The 21213-nt window shown below is 34.6% G+C and carries 19 protein-coding genes; 15 read left to right on the top strand and 4 right to left on the bottom strand.

Annotated features, from left to right (window positions below; genetic code table 11):
- The first annotated feature begins 43 nt into the window (after positions 1 to 43).
- Positions 44 to 973, top strand: a complete 930-nt coding sequence (argF, locus tag DICTH_RS08140; RefSeq protein WP_012548657.1) for an ornithine carbamoyltransferase — start codon at positions 44 to 46, stop codon at positions 971 to 973.
- A gap of 28 nt (positions 974 to 1001) precedes the next feature.
- Positions 1002 to 2993, top strand: coding sequence for a CHASE2 domain-containing serine/threonine-protein kinase (locus DICTH_RS09715; protein ID WP_012546914.1), 1992 nt, complete (start codon positions 1002 to 1004; stop codon positions 2991 to 2993).
- 9 nt (positions 2994 to 3002) lie between these two features.
- On the opposite strand, the gene DICTH_RS08130 is transcribed toward DICTH_RS09715, so the two are convergent.
- The gene (locus DICTH_RS08130) at positions 3003 to 3464 is read right to left on the bottom strand and encodes an FHA domain-containing protein (RefSeq protein WP_012548386.1); all 462 of its coding nucleotides are present in this window, start codon (positions 3462 to 3464) and stop codon (positions 3003 to 3005) included.
- Between the two features lie 154 nt (positions 3465 to 3618).
- On the opposite strand from DICTH_RS08130, the gene DICTH_RS08125 reads away from it, so the two are divergent.
- Genes DICTH_RS08125 through argH form a run of 7 tightly spaced genes read left to right on the top strand, consistent with a single transcriptional unit; the run spans position 3619 to position 13839 of the window.
- Entirely contained in the window at positions 3619 to 4812 is a 1194-nt protein-coding gene (locus DICTH_RS08125) for an argininosuccinate synthase (RefSeq protein ID WP_012548326.1), read from the top strand.
- A complete protein-coding gene (gene argC / locus DICTH_RS08120) occupies positions 4805 to 5815 on the top strand; it encodes an N-acetyl-gamma-glutamyl-phosphate reductase (protein WP_012547520.1) in 1011 nt (336 codons plus the stop codon). The genes DICTH_RS08125 and argC overlap by 8 nt, the downstream gene beginning before the upstream one ends.
- Positions 5816 to 5837: 22 nt before the next feature.
- The gene (gene argJ, locus DICTH_RS08115; RefSeq protein ID WP_012548599.1) at positions 5838 to 7013 is read left to right on the top strand and encodes a bifunctional glutamate N-acetyltransferase/amino-acid acetyltransferase ArgJ; all 1176 of its coding nucleotides are present in this window, start codon (positions 5838 to 5840) and stop codon (positions 7011 to 7013) included.
- 9 nt (positions 7014 to 7022) lie between these two features.
- Entirely contained in the window at positions 7023 to 8180 is a 1158-nt protein-coding gene (locus DICTH_RS08110) for an aspartate aminotransferase family protein (protein WP_012546933.1), read from the top strand.
- A 2-nt stretch (positions 8181 to 8182) separates the two neighbouring features.
- Positions 8183 to 9256 carry a glutamine-hydrolyzing carbamoyl-phosphate synthase small subunit gene (carA, locus tag DICTH_RS08105; RefSeq protein ID WP_012546963.1) on the top strand — a complete coding sequence of 358 codons (1074 nt, stop codon included), beginning with the start codon at positions 8183 to 8185 and terminating at the stop codon, positions 9254 to 9256.
- Between the two features lie 18 nt (positions 9257 to 9274).
- A complete protein-coding gene (gene carB, locus DICTH_RS08100; RefSeq protein ID WP_012548124.1) occupies positions 9275 to 12439 on the top strand; it encodes a carbamoyl-phosphate synthase large subunit in 3165 nt (1054 codons plus the stop codon).
- Positions 12403 to 13839: an argininosuccinate lyase gene (argH, locus tag DICTH_RS08095; protein WP_012547422.1), complete on the top strand. Its 1437-nt coding sequence runs from the start codon at positions 12403 to 12405 to the stop codon at positions 13837 to 13839. Before carB ends, argH begins: the two co-directional genes overlap by 37 nt.
- On the opposite strand, the gene DICTH_RS08090 is transcribed toward argH, so the two are convergent.
- From DICTH_RS08090 to DICTH_RS08080, 3 genes are read right to left on the bottom strand one after another with little or no spacing between them, the layout of a single operon-like run.
- Complete coding sequence (locus tag DICTH_RS08090) at positions 13836 to 14828, bottom strand: DUF128 domain-containing protein (protein ID WP_012547276.1); 993 nt, start codon at positions 14826 to 14828, stop codon at positions 13836 to 13838. The genes argH and DICTH_RS08090 overlap by 4 nt on opposite strands.
- Before the next feature lie 8 nt (positions 14829 to 14836).
- Positions 14837 to 15100: a hypothetical protein gene (locus tag DICTH_RS08085; RefSeq protein WP_012547639.1), complete on the bottom strand. Its 264-nt coding sequence runs from the start codon at positions 15098 to 15100 to the stop codon at positions 14837 to 14839.
- Between the two features lie 30 nt (positions 15101 to 15130).
- Positions 15131 to 15313, bottom strand: a complete 183-nt coding sequence (locus DICTH_RS08080; RefSeq protein ID WP_012548709.1) for a hypothetical protein — start codon at positions 15311 to 15313, stop codon at positions 15131 to 15133.
- Positions 15314 to 15442: 129 nt separating this feature from the next.
- Between DICTH_RS08080 and DICTH_RS08075 the strand changes: the two genes are divergently transcribed.
- The 6 genes from DICTH_RS08075 (at position 15443) to DICTH_RS08050 (ending at position 21208) form a co-directional block, all read left to right on the top strand.
- Complete coding sequence (locus DICTH_RS08075) at positions 15443 to 16228, top strand: sugar phosphate isomerase/epimerase family protein (protein WP_012547928.1); 786 nt, start codon at positions 15443 to 15445, stop codon at positions 16226 to 16228.
- 222 nt (positions 16229 to 16450) lie between these two features.
- Complete coding sequence (locus DICTH_RS08070; protein WP_012547087.1) at positions 16451 to 17296, top strand: MurR/RpiR family transcriptional regulator; 846 nt, start codon at positions 16451 to 16453, stop codon at positions 17294 to 17296.
- A 12-nt stretch (positions 17297 to 17308) separates the two neighbouring features.
- Positions 17309 to 18265, top strand: a complete 957-nt coding sequence (locus tag DICTH_RS08065) for a phosphoglycerate dehydrogenase (RefSeq protein WP_041723317.1) — start codon at positions 17309 to 17311, stop codon at positions 18263 to 18265.
- A 107-nt stretch (positions 18266 to 18372) separates the two neighbouring features.
- Positions 18373 to 19368, top strand: coding sequence for a C4-dicarboxylate TRAP transporter substrate-binding protein (locus tag DICTH_RS08060; RefSeq protein WP_012548181.1), 996 nt, complete (start codon positions 18373 to 18375; stop codon positions 19366 to 19368).
- A gap of 74 nt (positions 19369 to 19442) precedes the next feature.
- Positions 19443 to 19934: a TRAP transporter small permease gene (locus DICTH_RS08055; protein WP_012547356.1), complete on the top strand. Its 492-nt coding sequence runs from the start codon at positions 19443 to 19445 to the stop codon at positions 19932 to 19934.
- Positions 19925 to 21208: a TRAP transporter large permease gene (locus DICTH_RS08050; protein ID WP_012548433.1), complete on the top strand. Its 1284-nt coding sequence runs from the start codon at positions 19925 to 19927 to the stop codon at positions 21206 to 21208. The genes DICTH_RS08055 and DICTH_RS08050 overlap by 10 nt, the downstream gene beginning before the upstream one ends.
- Positions 21209 to 21213 lie beyond the last annotated feature (5 nt).

Here is a 21213-nt window from a genome sequence, read left to right as displayed (position 1 = left end):
TATAATAGGTGCTAATAAAACTTATATTAGGGAGGAAAAATTAATGGGTGATCTTAAGGGAAGGGATTTACTTTCTATTCTTGATCTTTCTAGAGAAGAGATAGAACAAATATTCCATTTGGCTAAGAATTTAAAATTAGAATATTATGCTGGTAAGCGAATACATGATTATTTGAAAGGTAAAACAGTGGCTTTATTCTTTGAAAAGCCTTCTACTAGAACAAGAATTTCTTTTGAGGTTGGCGTGCATCAATTAGGAGGTTATCCTTTGTATTTGAATGCTCAAGAGATGCAACTAAAAAGAGGAGAAACTATAGCAGATACAGCAAGAGTGTTGGAAAGATATGTGGATGGTATAATGGCGAGGGTTTATTCTCATGATACTCTCGTGGAACTTGCTCAGTATTCACGTATTCCTGTGATAAATGGCCTTTCTGATTTGGAACATCCATGTCAGGTTATAGCAGATTATTTTACTATTATTGAGAAGAAGGGCTTTAAAAAGTTAAAAGTAGTATATCTTGGGGATGGTAATAATGTGGCTAACTCACTAATTCTTGCAGGAGTAATGCTTGGAATGAATGTGGTTTGTTCTTCTCCTAAGGAGTTTATGCCTCCTAAGAAGGTATTAGAAGAAGCTTTAGTTCTTGCTAAAAGGTATGGAGGAAGTATTGAGATTATAGAGGATCCTAAAGAGGCAGTAAAAGATGCTGATGTACTTTATACCGATGTATGGGTAAGCATGGGGCAGGAAGATGAGAAGGAAATAAGAAGAAGGGTTTTGCCTCCATATCAGCTTAATAAAGAATTACTTTCTTTAGCTAAAGAAGATGCTATTGTTATGCATTGTCTTCCTGCTCATAGAGGTGAAGAAATTACGGACGAGGTGATGGATGGACCTAACTCGGTAGTTTTTGATGAGGCTGAAAATAGGCTTCATGTGCAAAAGGCAATAATGGCTTTATTAATATAGGATTTTATAGTAAAATGGTTTAGGGGATATGAGAAGAATATTGATAAAGTTTGGATTACTTTTTGGCTTTTTTATATTGCTTCTTATCCTGTCTAATCTTAATTTTTTCAAGGTATGGGAGAAGCAAACAGTAGATCTCAGGTTTCATCTAAGGGGAGAAATTAATCCTTATAAGGATATAGTAATTATTGGTATAGATGACGACTCCATTTTAGAGCTCGGTAATTGGCCTTGGAGAAGAGATATCCATGCTAAGCTTATTGATGTATTGAGAAAAGAGAAGCCTAAGATTATTGTTTTTGATGTTCTTTTTGATACAGCTACTCCTTTTGATGCGATTTTGGCAGAAAAGATAAAATCTGCAGGTAATGTGGTTCTTTCAGGATATCTTCAGACTTATTTTGATAAAAGATTAAAAATTAATGTAGTTTCCTTACGAGAACCTGTTGAGATTTTGAAAAACTCTGCTCTTGGAAGTGGTTATAGTAACTTGTATATTGATGAAGATAACAAGGTAAGAAGAGTTAGAATCTATGAAAATTCTGGATCTGTAAAATATTATTCTCTTGCCCTTGTGGCTTACAAATTCATAAGTAAAAAGGATTTTTCCTCCCTTACTCTAACCCTTCCTTCGGATTTTTATATTAATTTTAGAGGAGGAGAAGGAACTTACAGGGTCTATTCTTATGTCAATGTATTGAGAGGTAATTTTCCAAAGAATACTTTTAGAGACAAGATAGTTTTGGTTGGAGCTGTAAGTCCTGCCTTGAAAGATCTTTTTTTACATCCCTTTTCTGGATTTTCTTCAAAACTTGGAATAAATTACTCTTACATGCCAGGTGTAGAAATTCATGCTAACATAATTGATAATTTATTTATGCGGGACTTTTTTACTAATATATTTCCACCGTTTGTTTTGATAATAAATTTTCTTTCAATATTTCTACCTGGAGTTTTATTTGGAAGGAGAATCATATTAAATTTATTCCTAACTTTCTTATTTATCTTTTTGTATTTTATGTTCTCATATCAAGCTTTTATAAATAGGGTTTTACTTCCTTTAGTTTCACCCTCTGTAGGATTTGTTTTTTCATTTTTAGGAAATTTAATTTACTTGAACTTTATACCCAAAGAAAGGTTGGAGGGTACGGTTATAAAGAGAAGATACAAAGTACTTAAAAGGCTTGGATCAGGGGGAATGGCTTCTGTTTATCTTGCTCTTGATAAGAAGACTAATAAAGAAGTTGCTATTAAAATACTTCATCCTCAATATGCTTCTGATAAAGAAGTACTGGAAAGATTTTATCGAGAAATAGAAACTTGCAAGAATCTTGATCATCCTTATATTGTGAAAGTTTTAGACCATGGTAAGGAAGATGATTATGTATTTATGGTTATGGAGTTTGTAAATGGAAAGGATCTTAAGAAGATTATAGAGGAGAAAAAGAGAATTCCTATTAATATGGCTGTTGAGATTGTTAAAAAGGTAGCCGAAGCTCTTTCTTATGCTAATTCTAAAAACATAGTACATAGAGACATAAAGCCTCAAAATATTATGATTACTACTGATGGTAAAGTAAAGCTTATGGACTTTGGAATAGCAAGGGTTGGAGGCCTTGCCACATTAACTCAGACAGGAATGTTTATGGGTACACCTCAATATGCTTCTCCAGAGCAATTGGAAGGTAAAAAAGTAGATATAAGATCAGATATTTTCTCTCTTGGTATTGTCTTCTATGAGATGTTAACGGGTATTCTTCCATATTCAGATGAGGATACAATCTCTCTTATGCTGAAGAGATATCAAGAAGATCTTCCCGATGTTAGAGCTATAAATCCTGAGGTTCCAGAGGGGATAGCAAAGATTATTGAAAAAATGACAGCTAGATTTCCTGAGTTTAGATATCAAACACCAGAAGAACTCTTAGAAGATTTGAAGAGAGGATATCCTCTCTATCCTTATGATAAGAAGAGCATAACATCTTCAGATACGATAATTAAGAGGGATAATAAAGATTAAGTACTTAAATTAAAGACATTTGAATACCAAAACTACATCTCCAAGTTGGACAATATCTCCATCGTGTAGAAGTTCTTTTGTTACTCTTATGCCATTTACCATGGTGCCATTGGCGCTTCCCAAATCTTCTATAAAATATTTGTCTTCGCTACGAGTTATCTTTGCGTGAAATCTTGAAACAGTGGGATTTGGAATAACAATGTCATTTTCTGGCTCTCTTCCTATGGTGGTTTCGTCTTTTATAATTTTAAAATCCTTTCCTCTGTTTTCTCCGTGTTTTATTATTAGATATGCCCAATTTATAGGAAGCAAAGATGCGTCAAGTTTCATTGTGTTAGAAGTGCTTATTAATTCTTCTCCTTTTTCTAATTTACGTAATTGAGGTTTTTTCTCTTTCTTTAGTCTTAAAGCTATATCTATAGCTACTAAAATTATTAAGAGGGCTAACATTATATAAAAAACAAGACTCATAAAAATCCTCCTTCCCTTAAGTTATGAAAAGATTTTTTAAAGTATACTACACAGGAACTTTTTTAGACAATATTTGTTAAAATTTTTTTAATTTGTGTATAAATATGCAATTTTATGGTATAATTTTTCAAAACTTCAAAGGAGGTAAAGTAAGGTGAAAAAAGAGAAAGTAGTTTTAGCCTATTCTGGTGGTTTAGATACTTCTGTGGCTATAAAATGGCTTATGCAAAAATATTCACTCGATGTAATAACTTTAACAGTAGATATAGGCCAGGGAATAAACCTTGATGAAATAAAAAATAAAGCAGAGAATTTAGGAGTTGAAAAGGCTTATGTTCTGGATTTGAAAGAAGAATTTGTAAAAGATTACATTATTCCTGCCATAAAATCTAATGCTATGTACGAGAGAGTTTACCCTCTTGCTACAGCCTTGTCTAGACCTTTGATTGCTAAATATCTTGTTAAAATAGCAAAGGAAAATGGAGCAAAGTACGTAGCTCATGGATGTACTGGAAAGGGTAACGATCAAGTAAGAATTGATTTAGGAGTTAAAGCTCTTGCTCCTGATTTGGAGATTATTGCTCCTGTAAGGGAATGGAACTTTTCAAGAGAAGAAGAGATCGAATATGCATTAGAAAATAATATTCCTATTCCAGTTTCACGTAAGAGTCCTTATAGTATTGATGAGAATTTGTGGGGCAGGAGTATCGAAGGTGGGATTTTAGAAGATCCTTGGCAAGAGCCTCCTGAGGACATATATTTGTGGACAAGGTTTGAAAATAGAGAGCCCTCCTATATTGAGATAACTTTTGAAAGGGGAGTTCCCGTGGAATTAAATGGTGTTAGAAAGGATGTTGTAGAGATTATAGAGGAGTTAAACAAAATTGCAGGAAGTTATGGAATTGGAAGAATCGATCACATAGAAAATAGGCTCGTCGGAATTAAGTCTAGAGAAATTTATGAAGCTCCAGCAGCGATAGTGATTATAAGAGCACACGAAGCCTTAGAAGATATGGTTTTACCACGAGAACTTGCCCATTATAAAAAGATGCTTGAAGATAAATATGCTGAACTTGTCTACTATGGACTTTGGTTTGATCCTTTTAGAGAGGCTCTTCAAGCATTTATGGATAAGACCCAAGATAGAGTAACGGGAAAAGTAAAAATAAAGCTTCTTCCTTGGAGTTTCTCCATAGTTGGAAGAGAGTCTCCTTATTCCCTTTATGATCATGGACTTGCTACCTATGATAAAGGGAGTACTTTCTCTACGGAATCTGCTGTTGGCTTTATTAAGCTCTTTGGTCTTCAAAATTATCTTTACGCTCTAAAAGGAGGCAATAATGATTAGGGTAGGAATAGTGGGTGCTTCGGGTTATGTTGGCCTGGAGCTCACAAGGATTCTTTTGAAACATCCCGAGGTAGAAAAACTTTATCTTTTTTCAGATCATTTTGAGGATTCTTGGATCTTTGAGTCTGAAAAAATTTTTGTGTCAGATAGGAGTTCTTACACAGAACTTTATAAGAACTTAGATGTAGTGTTTTTTGCCCTTGGAAGTGGGGAGACTTTAAAATTTTTAAATGATAATCAAATCCCTGAAAGATTCATAGATATGAGTGCTGACTTTAGATTCAAAAATCCTGGAGAATACGAAAGGGTTTATGGAATAAAACATAGCATGCCTGAGCTTTTGGAAAAAGTTGTTTACGGACTTCCAGAGGTATTTAGGGAGAAGATTAGAGATGCAAAGTATATAGCTAATCCTGGATGTTATCCTACAGCATCACTCTTAGGACTTTTCCCATTGATAAAAAATAATTTAACTTATGGAAACGCTATAATCGATGCTAAGTCTGGAATTTCAGGGGCAGGAAGGAAACCCACTGACAAAAGCATATATGGTAATATAGCAGAAAACTATCAGGCTTATTCTATTCTTAATCATCGACATCAGCCAGAGATTGAGAATATAGTCAAAGAGATGGGGTATTTAAGAGTTTTGTTTATTCCTCAACTTATTCCAGTATTTAGAGGTATTTTTGCTTCCATCTATGTTCCTCTTAGGGAGGATATAACATCTGATGAATTGTATCTGTTATTTAAAGAGGTATACAAAGATGAATATTTTATAAAGATACTACCTCCTTCTTGTTCACCAGAGATTAAGAAAGTTAGAGGTACAAATTGGGCAGTAATAAGTGCTCAGGTAGATAAGAATACGAGAAATGCAGTAATTTTTGTAGCTATAGATAATCTTATAAAGGGAGCAGCAGGCCAGGCTGTTCAGAATATGAATATCATGTTTGGTTATGACGAAAATTTAGGTCTTGACTTTTTACCACTATATCCATAGAAGAGAGAGGTTGGAGAGAAAAATGGCTTGGAAGGTAGAAAAACTATATCTCACGGATATAAAGGGAGTAAAAGCTGCTGCTGTTTCTTGTGGTTTAAAAGAGAATAACAAATTAGATCTTGCTCTCATAGTATTTGATAAACCTGCTAATGCAGCTTCTATGTTTACGAGAAATACAGTTAAAGCTGCACCTGTGATAGTTTCAAAAAGACATTTGGAAAAATATGGTCTTATTCAGGCTATAGTTATAAATAGTGGACAAGCCAATGCATGTACGGGAGAAAGAGGAATTAAGGATGCAGAATTTATGGCTGAAGAGGTAGCAAAAAGAATAGGAATCGAAAAAGAATTGGTTTTTGTGGCATCTACAGGAAAAATTGGGGCTTGTCTTGAAAGGGATAAAGTAGCTTATGGTATAGACCTTGCTTTCAAAAATCTCTCAAAGAATTCTGGTAAAGATATAGCAGAAGCTATCATGACTACGGACACATTTCCAAAACTTTCAGGAGTTAAGAATGGCAATGTAATAATAAGTGGAATTGCAAAGGGAGCAGGAATGATTCACCCTAATATGGCTACAATGTTAGTCTTTATTGGAACTAATGCCAAACTTGGTAATGAGGCTTTAAAGAGAGTCTTAAAGAGAAGTGTGGATAAGTCTTTTCATCAAATAAGTATTGATGGATGTAGTAGCACTAACGATACAGTTCTAATATTCTCTACCGAAGAAGAAGATATTTCGGAGAAAAGGTTTCAAAAAGGCTTAGATATGGTTACCCAAAATTTTGCTAAAATGATTGCTAAAGATGGAGAAGGAGCTAAAAAGCTTATTGAGGTTTCAGTGGAAAAAGCAGAGAGTTTGAAAAAGGCAAGGATTATGGCAAGGGCTGTAGTTATGTCTAATCTTGTTAAGGCTGCAATTGCTGGAGGTGATGATAATTGGGGTAGAGTCCTTGCTAGCATTGGACAAACGGAATATGTTTTTGATCTTGATAAAATAGAGCTTTATATAGGCGAACACTTAGTCTTTGCAAAAAATGAACCTTTAGGGTATAATTCACAGGAAGTGAAAAATTATTTAAAGGGTAGTGAAGTGAGAATAAGAATAATACTCAATGAAGGTAGATACAATGCAATTTCCTGGGGATGTGATCTTACAGAGGAGTATGTCAAAATAAATGCATACTATAGAACATGAGGTGAAAAGATGAAGGAAGATAGATTTTTCCCTGTATATAAAAGGTTTAAACCTGTTTTTGTGCGTGGCGAAGGTATTTGGTTGTTTGATAATCAAGGCAAAAGATATTTAGATCTTACCAGCGGAATTGGAGTAAATGCTTTAGGTCATTCTCATCCGGAAATAGTGAGAAGGGTGAAGGATCAGATAGAGAAGTTGAGTCATGTGTCAAACCTGTTTTATAACTTGCCGCAATTTGAGCTTCTTGAAAAGCTTGCCTCCCTTACAAAAAGGGAGGCATTTTTTTTATGTAATAGTGGAGCTGAAGCTGTAGAAGCAGCAATTAAATTGTCTAGAAAGTATTTTGGGGGTAAAAAATGGAAAATCATTAGTATGAACAATTCTTTTCATGGTAGGACTTATGGAGCTCTTTCTGCAACAGGGCAAAAAAAATATCATGAGGGTTTTGAACCCCTTGTTCCAGGTTTCACTTATGTTCCCTATAACGATATCTCGGCTCTTGAGAATGCCGTTGATGAAGAAACCTGTGCTGTGATTTTAGAGCCTATACAAGGAGAAGGGGGAGTTAACCCTGCTAATAAGGAATATCTAAAGCAGGTAAGGGAATTTACTAAAGAAAAGGGTATACTCTTAATTTTTGATGAGATTCAAACGGGTATAGGAAGAACAGGATATTTTCTCGCTGAAGAGTATTACGAGGTTAAAGCAGATATAGTACTTTTAGCAAAGGCTCTTGGGGGAGGATTACCTCTTGGAGCAGTATGTACTTCAAGGGATATTGCTCAAGTTATGGGGCCTGGATCTCATGGTACTACAATGGGAGGAAATCTCATAGCTTGTGCTGCAGGTACAGCAGTTCTTGACATTGTAGGTAATGAAAGATTTTTAAGAGAAGTGCGAGAAAAAGGACTTTTTATGGAAGAAAAACTAAAAGATCTTTTGAATCTTCACTCGGTTAAGGAGATAAGAGGTAGAGGTCTTATGTGGGGTATAGAGCTAAATGGTATAAAGGCAAGAGAAATTCAGGAGGAATTGATAGAAATAGGTATCCTTGTTCTTTCTGCAGGAGAGAATGTTTTAAGACTTCTTCCTCCTCTAATAATAACCAAAGAAGAGCTTGAAATGGGTATAGAAAATATAAAAGATGTTTTACAGAAGAGGTGTTAATAATGAGAGGAAAAGAAGCTATTCTTGTTTTAGAGACAGGACATAGTTTTGTGGGGGAAAGTTTTGGATATGAAGGAGAAGTGGTGGGTGAGATTGTTTTTAATACAGGAATGGTAGGATATCCTCAGACCTTGACGGATCCCTCTTATGCTAATCAAATAATTGTTTTTTCTTATCCCCTTATAGGAAATTACGGTGTAGATACAGAAAGACTTGAAAGTTCAAAGATTCATTGTAGTGGAGTTGTAGCAAGGGAGTTTAATGATTACAAGTTTCACTGGAATAGCGAGAAAAGTCTTAGAGAATTTTTGGTTGAGAACAAGATAGTTGGAATTCACAAAGTAGATACCAGAGCTATAGTAAGAGAAATAAGAAAGTTTGGTACTATGAAAGCCATTATTTCTACAAAAGAAAAGGACGCCTTTGTACTAGCCAAAAAACTTTTGAAATATGATTTTAGCTATCTTGATCTTGTAAGGAGAGTTACTACTACTGTTCCTTATGAGATAAATCCAGAAGGGGATAAAAAGCTTGCTCTTCTTGATTTTGGAGTGAAAATGGGTATAGTGAGAGAACTATTGAGATATAATTTTAGAATTAAGATTTTCCCAGCATGGACTTCCTTTGAAGATATTAAAAATTATAATCCTGATGGAATAGTACTATCCAATGGGCCTGGCGATCCTGCTAATGTACCGTATGTTCAAGAAACCATAAGAAGAATCATGTCCCTTGAAAAGCCAATTCTTGGAATTTGTTTAGGTATTCAGCTTATAGCCTTGAGTTTTGGTGCTAAGACCTATAAGTTAAAGTTTGGTCATAGAGGAGCTAATCACCCTGTATATCATGTGGATACAAGAAGAACTTATATAACTTCCCAAAATCATAGTTATGCCATAGATGAAAAAACTTTACCCCCTGGCTTTGAGGTAAATTACTATAATTTGAACGATCATACTGTGGAAGGTATAAAACATAATTCTCTACCTTTAGTGGCGGTTCAATTCCATCCAGAGGCTTCTCCAGGTCCATGGGATACTAAGTTTATATTTGATGAATACTATAGACTTTTTTGATGAGTGAGGTGAACTACATTGGAGAAATATAAGAAAGTTTTAGTAATAGGTTCAGGACCTATAGTAATAGGACAAGCAGCAGAATTTGACTATTCTGGTACTCAAGCATGTAAGGCTTTAAAGGAAGAAGGGGTAGAAGTAGTACTTATTAACTCTAATCCTGCTACCATAATGACCGATTGGGAGATGGCAGATAGGATTTATATAGAACCTATAACCGCAGAAGTAGTAGAAAGAATTATAGAAAAAGAAAAACCTGATGGTATAATTGCCACCCTTGGCGGACAAACAGGTTTGAATCTTGCTATGGAGCTTGCATCAGCAGGTATTCTTGAGAAATATGGAGTTCCACTTCTAGGAGCCTCCCTTGAATCCATTAGTATGGCTGAAGATAGAGAACTTTTTAGAAAAAGGATGGAAGAGATTGGAGAACCTGTACTTCCTAGCGTAGTGGTAAGATCTATGGAGGAAGGAAGAAAGGCTCTTGAAATTATTGGGTTACCTCTTGTTATTAGGCCTGCCTATACTCTTGGAGGAACGGGAGGAGGAATTGTTGAAACTTTTGAAGAATTTGAGAAGGCTCTTTTGAGGAGTTTAAGATTGAGTCCTGTGAGTCAAGCTCTGCTAGAGAAAAGTGTTGTAGGATGGAAAGAGATCGAATTCGAAGTAATGAGGGACAGAAAAGGTAACGTAATTACTGTTTGTAGTATGGAAAATGTAGATCCTATGGGTATACATACAGGGGATAGTATCGTGGTAGCGCCGACCCAAACTCTTACTGATATAGAGTATCAGATGCTGAGGACAGCGTCTTTAAAGATAATCACCGCATTAAAGATCGAAGGTGGATGTAATATTCAATATGCTTTAAATCCCAATAAGAGAGAATACTATGTAATTGAAGTAAACCCAAGAGTAAGTAGATCTTCTGCTTTGGCCTCTAAAGCTACAGGATTTCCTATTGCAAGGCTTACTGCTAAGATTGCTCTTGGTAAAACTCTTGACGAGATAAAGAATCCTGTGACTGGAGAAACTTATGCAGCCTTTGAACCTACTCTTGATTATGTGGTAATAAAAATACCCAGATGGGCTTTTGAAAAATTTAAAGTTAGGGACAGAAGACTGGGTACTCAAATGCAGGCAACAGGAGAAGTTATGGCCCTTGGTAGGACTTTTGAAGAGGCACTCCTAAAGGCTCTAAGATCTTTAGAAGTTGATGCAGGCCTTTTTGATAGAAGATATTCCTATTTTAGTGATGAGGAAATAAGAAAATATCTAAAAATGGCAGATGATAGAAGATTGTTTTTGCTTGCAGAGGGATTTATGAGGGGACTTACAGTAGATCAGGCCTATGAATTAACTAAGATAGACAAATTTTTCCTTACAAAAATATATAACCTTATAGAAATAGCTCAAAAATATAGAGGTAAGAGCTTAAATGAGCTTTCTCCTGAAGAAGTTAGAGAACTTAAAAAGATAGGTTTTGGCGATTATGACCTTTCATGTTTTTTGAATGCTACAAAGGATGAAATCTTTGCTTATAGAAGGCTTCATAAGATCTTTCCAGTATATAAGATCGTAGATACCTGTGCAGCAGAATTTGCTGCAAGTACTCCTTACTATTATTCAACTTATGAAGATGAAAATGAGGCTCAAAAGAATCCTCAGAGATCTGTTGTGGTTCTTGGTAGTGGGCCTATAAGGATAGGACAGGGGATAGAGTTTGATTATTGTACTGTACATGCTGTGAAGGCTATTAAAGAGGAAGGACTTGTCTCTATAATGATAAATAACAACCCAGAGACATTAAGTACAGACTTTGATATGTCCGATAGACTTTATTTTGAACCTTTAACCAGTGAGGATGTTACAAATATTATGGAACAGGAAGAACCTTTGGGTTTTCTATCTCAGTTTGGAGGTCAGACTTCTATTAACTTATCTAAAAATCTTGAAAAGAGAGGTTTTTATCTATTAGGAACATCTCAAAAGAGTATAGATTTGGCAGAGGATAGGGAAAAATTTGATAGATTTCTAAAGAGGAATAAAATTCCAAGACCTAAAGGATTTTATATAAGGAGTCTTGAAGAAGCCAAAGAAGTAATAGAGGAGATAGGTTTTCCAGTACTTTTAAGGCCCTCTTATGTACTTGGTGGAAGGGCAATGATTATTGTGCATAATATGAAAGATTTGGAAGACTATTTTGAGAGAAAGGATATAATCTTACCCTTATGGATGGATCAATTTATAGTAGGTAAAGAGGCTGAGGTAGATCTTCTTTGTGACGGGAAAGAGGTATTTATTCCTGGAGTTATGGAGCATATTGAAAAGGCTGGAATTCACTCCGGAGATAGTACTACTGTTTTTCCCCATTATACTCTTTCTCAAGAAGTAATAGATAAAATTGTGGATTATTCCACAAAAATAGCACTTGGACTTGAGGTTAAAGGTCTTTTGAATATTCAATATGTGATATCTTCTAAAGATGAAGAGGTATATGTACTTGAAGCAAACCCAAGGGCTTCTAGGACTATACCTTATCTTAGTAAAGCTTTAAAATTACCTTTGGTAAAATATGCTACCAAGGTGGCTCTTGGATATAGTCTTAGGGATCTTGGTCTAAAACCAGGACTTCATCCTAGACCTAATTATTATGCTATAAAGGCTCCTGTATTTTCTTTTACGAAGATTAAAGGCGCAGAGGTAGAGCTTGGCCCTGAGATGAGATCAACAGGTGAAGTTATGGGTATAGATTATGAATGGTCTAAAGCTCTTTATAAAGCTTTATATGCTAGTGGAGTTAAGGTTCCTATAAACGGAGGTAAGATACTTGTTACTACAATTGTCTCCTCCCCTTGGAAGGAGTTAAAGAATTTAGGTTATAAGCTTTACTCTCTTGAAGATCACGAAGATTTTATAAAAATAGATATAAAGGGAGATGAATTATCTACTCTTGCCAATTACGATTTTGATCTAGTGGTGGCAGTAGACAACAAGGACAAAGCATGGAGAAGGGCATGCTTTGACATTGGCCTCTCTTGTATTGTATCCGAAGATATGTGGAATGCGGTGGTGAAAATGATTATGGAATTTGGAGATAAAGATATAGATTATAGAGCGATTCAAGATTTCTATAAGGAGGAAGTATGGCTCTCTGGGGAAGTCGCTGGAGAAAGTCGTTAGAGGAAGTTGTAGAAGATTTTACATATTCTCTTTATTTTGATAAGAGGCTGTGGAAAGTAGATCTTTTAGGCACTCTTGCTCATGTAGTTATGCTTAATAAAATTGGTATTATATCCCAGGAAGAATTAGCAGTTCTGAAAGATGAGATTAAAAACCTATATTTGGAAATATCAAATAATCCTGATCTAATAAGGGATAGTGAAGATATACACACCTTTGTGGAGGAGAGTCTTACTAAAAGAATTGGAGATATAGGCAAGAAAATTCATACAGGAAGAAGTAGAAATGACCAAGTAATACTTGATTTAAGACTCTATTTGAGAGAAGAAACTTGTGATATAGCAGAATTGTTAATAAACTTGAGGAAGGTTCTTCTTGAGCTTTCTGAGAAATTTATAAGTACCCCTATGCCGGGATATACTCATCTCCAACAGGCTCAACCTGTAACACTGTCTCACTATTTTTTGGCATATGATGCCATGTTTAGTAGGGATTTGCAGAGGCTTGAGGATATATACAAAAGAGTTGATGTATTGCCTCTTGGTTCTGGCGCTCTTGCGGGAAGTACTATTCCTCTTGACAGAGAATATACCGCAGAACTTCTTAATTTCTCAAAAATATCTGACAACAGTATGGATGCTGTTTCTGATAGGGATTTTGTGCTTGAGTTTTTGTTCTTTTCAGCTCTTACTTATAATCATCTTTCTCGTCTTGCTGAAGAAATAATACTGTGGGCTACAAAAGAGTTTTCTTTTGTAAAGCTTCCTGAGGAATATTCTACAGGAAGTAGTATGATGCCTCAAAAAAGAAATCCTGATGTAGCTGAACTCACAAGAGGTAAATGTGGTAAGCTTATTGGAAATCTTGTGAATATGTTTACTATAATGAAAGGATTACCCTTGAGTTATAATAGAGACTTGCAAGAAGACAAACCTTCTTTGTTTTCTTCCATCGATGAATTAAAAATAGCATTAAGGGTTTGGATTGGATTTTTACCTAAGATTGAGTTTGATACTGAGAGAATGTATAAACTTTCTTCTGAAGATTTCCTTTTTGCAACAGATATAGCGGAATATCTTGTTCTGAAAGGAGTACCTTTTAGGGAAGCTCATAAAATTGTTGGTGAGGTAGTTAGATTCTGTGAGGAAAATAATAAAAAATTTAGAGAACTTTCTCTTGAGGAGTGGAGGGGCTTTTCAGAGCTCTTCGATCGAGATATATTTGATTTGTTGAATCCTGAGAGTAGTTTGAATTTGAAAAAAACTTATGGAAGTCCTAATCCAGTTATAAATAAAGATGTGATTAAAAAGAGAGAGGAAGAACTAAGAAATATTATTGATAGATGGCATAAGTTAAAGAGTAGTTTACCTGATTTAATGAGGTTATTAGACAAAGTTTAAAGATATTCTTTTATAGGTTGAAGTTGTTCGTAATTATAAAGAATACTCATGGCTTTATTTTCAGCTTCAATATTTGCTTCTATTATTCCTGCTATGGGATTAAGACCTCCTACTATTACGAGGGCAGATGTTTCTTGAGTGACTGGGATTCCAAATATTTCTTGATTGGGTTTTCCTAAGTAAATTTTACCTTTTATTCCTATATCTTTTAACATCTCAATTATATTCTGGGCATCTTCTCGTGCAGAGTTTGGTATTTCTCGAAAGGTAGCAAGAACTTTACCTTCACCTCTTTTTACTACGGAAGAGAGGGAAGTCATTCTGCTTTTTATAAATATTTCTAACGGATCAAGGGTTGAGCCATTGTATGTGATTGCTTCTAAAAATCTAATAGGTTCGTTTTCTTTTACTTCTAAAACTCCTGCAAATTTTGCACTTACTGGTATACCATTTTTGATAAGGATTCCATGAATTGTTACGCTACAAACGGTACCTATGATCACAGATTTTTCTGGAACAAAAACTCCTGGAGATATTTCCTCTTCTTCTTCGTCAAAGATAATTATTTTCTCGCTTATTCCATAACCCTTTTTAAGTATATCTTTCATAATGTTTAAAGCCTTTTTGAGATCTTTTTTAGGAATGACAGATAGATTTAAAATTACAGTTCCTTTACCAGTAGATTTGTCAAGGGTAACTTGATAAGCAAGATTTTCTATCTTACTTATGATGAACCCTAATTTGTCGGCTACTAAGGCTTTTTTTATCTCTTCTCTTCCTTTTTCAGTTATGAGTCTTCCTTTTTTTCCTACGACCTTGGTTAGTCCTCGTTCATCCATTATTTTTAAGTGGTATCTTACAGCTCTATCACTTAGTTCTATACCTTTTTCCAAAAGTTTTTCCGATATGGTATTAGCGCCGATAGGTTCGGTGTAATTACTTAATATTTCAAGTATAGCAATGACTTTTCTTTCGATATCTTTATTCATGGTTGGATTTAGTGTATATAGGGTGATGGTGGAAAGAATAAATCAAGATCATCATCCTGCTTTAGCCACCCTTCTTGTTGTAAAAATTTTTTGGTGGCTAAAGCAAGAAATTGAGCAAGAATCATTAGTTCATCACTATCTATATCTTCATCAAACTCGTCTTTTAATCTGTCAGAGAGCTCCACTTTCTCTACATAATTTTCAAGGGCAGTATAATAAAAAGCGATTAATTTTTCTTCCCAATCAAAATTAGACTTGGATCCTTTTTTCAATATGAGTTCCTCCTAATGCTATTTTTTATATTATTGTTCTTTCTTTAAATTAATTTGTACTGCAGGATCCTCAAGGACCCACCTTAATACAGAAATTATCCTTTGAGCAGTCTCTCTTCTTATGTACTCTGGCCCAAAGCTATCTAATAACTTTGAGTGTTTGTAATCACTTAATTCTTGTATTAGTTGTCTTATTTCTTCTGGTTTTCTCATTTTTGTCTATTACCTCCTTGTTTATTATATTTTTTGTATTATGCCTTGGATAGTTTAGCATAGAATATGGGCTATGACAAGAATGTGTTAGAATTAGATATATGAAGAATTAAAGGGGGATTTAAAAATATGGAGATAGTTTGGTCAGGAAGTAATTTAATAAGTCTTTCCCTAATAGAGGAGATAAATCTTATAAAAGAATACACAAATCTTATAATCTTTGATTATAAAAAACTTCTTAACTTTTTAAATGAGAATGGTAAAGACAAATTGAGAAACATTCTTACAGAAAATGGTATAAAACCATTACTAATTTCGCATGATTTCAAGTTTGATTTAGGAAATAAAAATGAGGAAATTTTAAATATCTATAACCTCTCTAAAGAATTAGATGTACCTTTTCTTCTTGTGAATCCTTGTGAAAAACCATTCAATCTAAGTTTTAATGTAGCTTTAGAAGTATTTTCTAAAGATTTTTCAAAATTCTTGTCTCAAATTGATTTGTCCTTAATATTGAGAATAAATGCCTTTTCCGTGGTGAATACATTAAGTAAAGCTTATAAGGTCTTGAGCATGGTAAAGGATAAAAAATTAAATCTGGGTTTTGATACTTTTCATTTTTACATAAGTGGTGAGGATCTTGATGTCTTTAGGGATAAGGATCTCTGTAGAATAAAGTTTGTCTTTTTAAAAGATGCTGAAAATGTTCCCAAGTACTATTTAAGAGAAAATCAACAACTTTTTCCAGGTGAAGGTGTTATTCCTCTGGAACAGATCTTGATCTATTTGAGAGAGGGAGGATTTGATGGTTACATTGTTCCTGAGGTAATAAGGCCAGAATATGCTAAGATGGATCCAAAGGAATATGTCTTTAGACTAATGGATACTACAAAAAGAGTTTTAGCTTCTTTATAAAAAGTTTTTTGTTTTCTGCAGTTTTAGATGATTATTTTTTTTGCCAAGTTTATGTAAAAAATTTTCATCAAAATAATACGTTGACATTTTTAAAGAACGTATTATTATAATAAAATATAGTTTATCACTTTATTTTTTATCTTTATGAAAAAAATTTTCTTAGAAATGGTTTAAGAGAGAGATTTTTATAATGTGTAAAAAATTTACAAGAGGGGGGATAAAATGGAAAAAAATGTCCTTGAAAAAATAAAAGAGCAGAAAGATAATTTCAGAGACTCTGAAGAAAAAGTAGCAAATTATATTTTAGCTCATTGGCAAGATGTCCTTCATCTTCCAATAACTGAGCTTGCAGAGAGGATAGGAGTAAGTGAGGCTACCATAGTAAGGATGTGTAAGAAACTTGGGCTTAGGGGATTTCAGGAATTAAAGATTGCTCTTGCTACAGAGAAGATTCAGCCTATAAAGACAATACATCAGGCAGTACAAGAAGGAGATGATTTGGAAACAATTCTTAAAAAGGTTTTCTCTGCCAACATCAGGGCTATGGAGTCTACATTGAATGTTATTTCAGTAAAGGAGATTGAAAGGGCAATCGAGGCTATTTTGAATGCAAGACAGCTTCAAATATATGGGGTTGGTGGATCAGGACCTGTAGCTCTTGATGCTCAACATAAATTTATGAAAACTGGAATTCCTACAGTAGCTTATGTGGATAGCCATATGATGGCAATGTCTGCAAGTATTTTAGAACCTCAGGATGTGGTTATAGGGATATCTGCTTCTGGAAGTAGTAAGGATATTATTGATGCTTTGGAGCTTGCTAAAAACAGAGGAGCAACTACTATTGGAATAACTCATTATGCGAGAACCCCTCTTGATAGAGTCCTTGATATAAAACTTTCAGTCTCCTCCGAAGAAACTTTTTATAGAACAGAGAGTACTTCTGCAAGGATAGCTCAGCTTTCCATCATAGACACTTTATATATAGGGGTTGCTCTAAGGAGATTGGACAAGATAATAGAAAATTTAAAACTTACAAGAGAAGCAATTGTTCCTAAAAGATTTTAAAAGAAAGGAGAGATGTTTTTGTTTAAAGTGCTTATCACTCCTAGAAGTTTTGAAAAGATAAAAGATAAATTTGAAGAAGTCTTTAAAGAAGAAGGAATAGAGGTAATGCTTAATCCTTTTGGGAGAGTTTTAACGGAAGAAGAGATGAGGGAATTAATAAGAGATGTGGATGGACTTATTGTGGGGATTGATCCTGTCACCTCTAAGGTTTTAAAGAATGCTAACAAATTAAAAGTTATATCAAAGTATGGTGTAGGAGTAGACAATATTGATATTTTAGAGGCTAAAAAGAGAAATATAGTTGTTACAAATACTCCAGGGGCAAATAGTAATGCAGTGGCTGAGCTTACTGTGGGGTTAATTATAAATGTTTTGCGAAAGATAAACCTATCTGATAAGAAAACCCGAGAGGGAAGATGGGATAGATTTATAGGGAATGAGTTGAGTGAAAAGACTTTAGGAGTTATAGGGACAGGAAGCATTGGAAGAAGAGTAATTGAACTATTAAAGGGTTTTAATTTAAGGGTTTTGTGTTTTGATAAATATCCTGATTACGAATGGGCATCTAAGGAGAAAGTCTTTTATGTGACCTTAGATGAACTGCTTAGAAGTTCTGATGTGGTTAGTATTCATGTGCCTTTAACTGAAGAAACTTATCATATGATTTCTGAAAAGGAGCTCCGTATGATGAAAAAAAATGCTGTACTAATAAACACTTCTCGTGGGGGTATCGTGGATGAAGATGCATTGTATAGATTTTTGAAAGAAGGAAGAATATCAGGAGCTGGATTAGATGTTTTTGAGAAAGAACCTCCACAAAATTCTCCTCTTCTTCAGCTAGATAATGTAGTGGTGACTTCTCATATAGGAGCCCATACAGAAGAGGCAGTTGCAAATATGGCAAAATTGGCTGTTGAAAATCTCCTTTTAGCTTTAAAGGGTAGAGAACCTTTAAGTAGAGTATGTTAAAAGGTTGGGAGGTGAGAGGATAAAAAAAGCTTTATATCTGATTTTTGCAGTCTTTTTTGTGTTTTTAGCTTTAATTAAATTATTTTTGAAAGGGGAGGTTTAGGAGAATGAAAAATTTTAAAAGATTTCTAATGTTGGGCTTATTGGTTTTGCTTCTTCTTGCAGTACCACTTTCTGCCCAAACTCGCCAATTTGTATTGAAGTTTAATCATGTGCTTTCTCCTCTTGATCCTTACCATGAAGGATTTTTGAAATGGGCAAAAGCTGTTGAGGAAAGGACAAAAGGTGGTTTGAAGATTGAGGTTTATCATAGCGCACAATTGGGAGTTGAGGAAGATATATTAGAACAGATTAGACAGGGTGCTAATGTGGGACAAAATACTGATGCTGCAAGAATGGCTATGTATGTGCCAGAGATTGGTGTCATGAATTGTCCATACTTTGTGGATAGTCCAGAGGAAGTGGCAAAATTAAAGAAGATGCCAACGGTTCATAACTGGTTAAAGACTCTTGAAGAAAAGTATGGTTTTAAGGTGCTTTCTTTTACGTGGATACAAGGATTTAGGCATTTTATGACCAACAAGCCAATTAAAAAGCCAGAGGATCTTAAAGGTCTTAGAATAAGAACTCCTGGAACACCAGTTTGGCAGGAGTCCATAAGAGCTCTTGGAGCAACTCCAGTAGCTATTGCTTTTGGTGATATTTATCCTGCTCTTCAACAAAAAGCTATTGATGGTGTAGAGTTAGTATACAACAACATACCAGGAATGAGGCTTTATGAAGTATTAAAATATGTGAACGAGACAAGACATATTCTTCTTATCAATTTTGAGGTTGTAAGTGCAAAATGGTTTAGAAGCCTACCACCTACTTACCAAAAGATCTTAGAAGAGGAATGTGATAAAGCAGGACTTGAAACTACAAAAGTTGTATTCCAAAAGGAAGAAGAAGTGAAGAAGATGATACAAGAAAAAGGTATGATAATTGTTCCTACGAAAGATATTGATCTTGAAGCCTTTAAAAAAGCTGGTGAAAAAGCTTATGAAGTACTAAAAGTAAAAGAAGTAAAAGATAGAATTTGGAAAGAGATGAGAAAGAAGTAAGAAAAAGTTTATGGGGAGCTCTTTAATGGGCTCCCCTTGAATTCTTTATTTATTAGGGGAGGAGTTTGCTAGAGATGAGGAAAATATATGAGATTTTAGGAAAAATCGAGCTATATGTAGCAGAGGTTCTTTTAATTCTAATTGTAGTATTAGTTTTTTCAGCGGGTGTCTCAAGAACTTTAAAAAATCCTATATATTGGGCTAATCCTTTAGCTAGCTTCTTTTTTGCTTGGGCTACTATGTTTGCTATGGATGCTGCCTATAGAAGGGATAAACTTATGAATGTGGATTTTTTGGTGAAAAGATTTCCTCAGAAAATTCAAAGTTATATTAAGATTTTTAATTATCTTGTTATTTTGGCTTTCTTGATTTTTCTTATTGTATTTGGTGTTAAATTAGCTTTTATCCAGAGATATAGAACTTTTGAGGGTATGTATGGCTTCAGTTATATGTGGGCTACACTAAGTATTCCTGTAGGGTCCCTTCTTTTATCAATAACAACATTAGTAAAAATTATCGACGAAATAACTAACTTAAGAAGATGGAGGAAAGAGCTATGCTCTTAGTAGTTTTATTCTTTTTTTTATTTATGCTTCTTGGAATGCCTGTGGTCTTTGCTATAGCAATTTCGGGATTTTTGTTTTTCCTACAGCATCCTGAGATTCCAATTACAACTCCTATTCAGCTTCCTTTGACCCAAAATATTAACTTTGCACTTCTTGCTATTCCTTTGTTTATTACTGCTGGAAATATGATGAACTATACTGGCATTACAAAAAGATTGATAGATCTTTCTGTAGTGCTCGTGGGACATTTGAGAGGGGGACTTGCTCAAGTTACTTGTATTCTTTCCGCTTTGATGGGAGGAGTTTCAGGTTCTGCTATTGCGGATGCAGCAATGGAGGCTAGAATGCTTGGACCTGAAATGATAAAAAGAGGTCTTCCTAAGGGGTATGCAGCAGGAGCATTAGTATATTCTTCTCTTGAGGTACCAACGATCCCACCGAGTATAGGTCTGGTTCTCTTTGGTACTATTGCTCAAGTTTCCATAGGTAGATTATTTGCAGGAGGAATTGTTCCAGGACTTTTGATAATGACATTTTTGATGATCACTGTTGCAATTACTGCTCGTATAAGAAATTTTGCTCCTTTGAGGGAGAAAAGGGCTTCTATCGGAGAAATAGGAAGTTCCTTCATAAAAAGTATATGGGCTATTATCTTTCCAGTAATACTTATTGTGGGGTTAAGGGGAGGACTTTTTACACCATCTGAGGTTGGAGCTTTATGTGTAGTATATGCATTGTTTGTAGGTATTTTTGCATATAGGGAGTTAAATTTTAAGAATTTTATTGAAGCTCTTAGGGGATCTGCGATAGATATAGGTGCTACTATGTCATTGATTGCTTTTTCAAATATATTTTCTTACGGTATTGTTTGGGAAAAAATCCCAGAAATAATTTCTTCTTGGATTTTGGGAATTACAAATAATCCTTATGTTTTTTACTTAATCTTAATTGTTCTTCTGCTTATTGCTGGATTCTTCATTGATGCTACTGTTCTTATATTAATGCTGACTGCTATATTTTTCCCAATTGCTATGAGACTTGGTATTGATCCTGTACATTTTGGGCTTATTTTTGTTATTGCTTGTGCTGTTGGTAACTTTACTCCTCCGGTGGGGGCTGCCATGTATGCGGTGTGTACTATTTTGGATGTTAGCTTAGAGGAGTATATAAGAGAGTCTTGGCCCTTCCTTTTAGCTGTAGTCCTTGCGATTATCACATTGGTTTTCTTCCCCGATCTTGTATTGTTCATACCAAACTTAATCTTTGGAAAATAGGAGGG

It is taken from the genome of Dictyoglomus thermophilum H-6-12, assembly GCF_000020965.1.
GTDB classification, from domain to species: domain Bacteria; phylum Dictyoglomota; class Dictyoglomia; order Dictyoglomales; family Dictyoglomaceae; genus Dictyoglomus; species Dictyoglomus thermophilum.
This window is presented reverse-complemented; position numbering and strand designations above follow the sequence as displayed.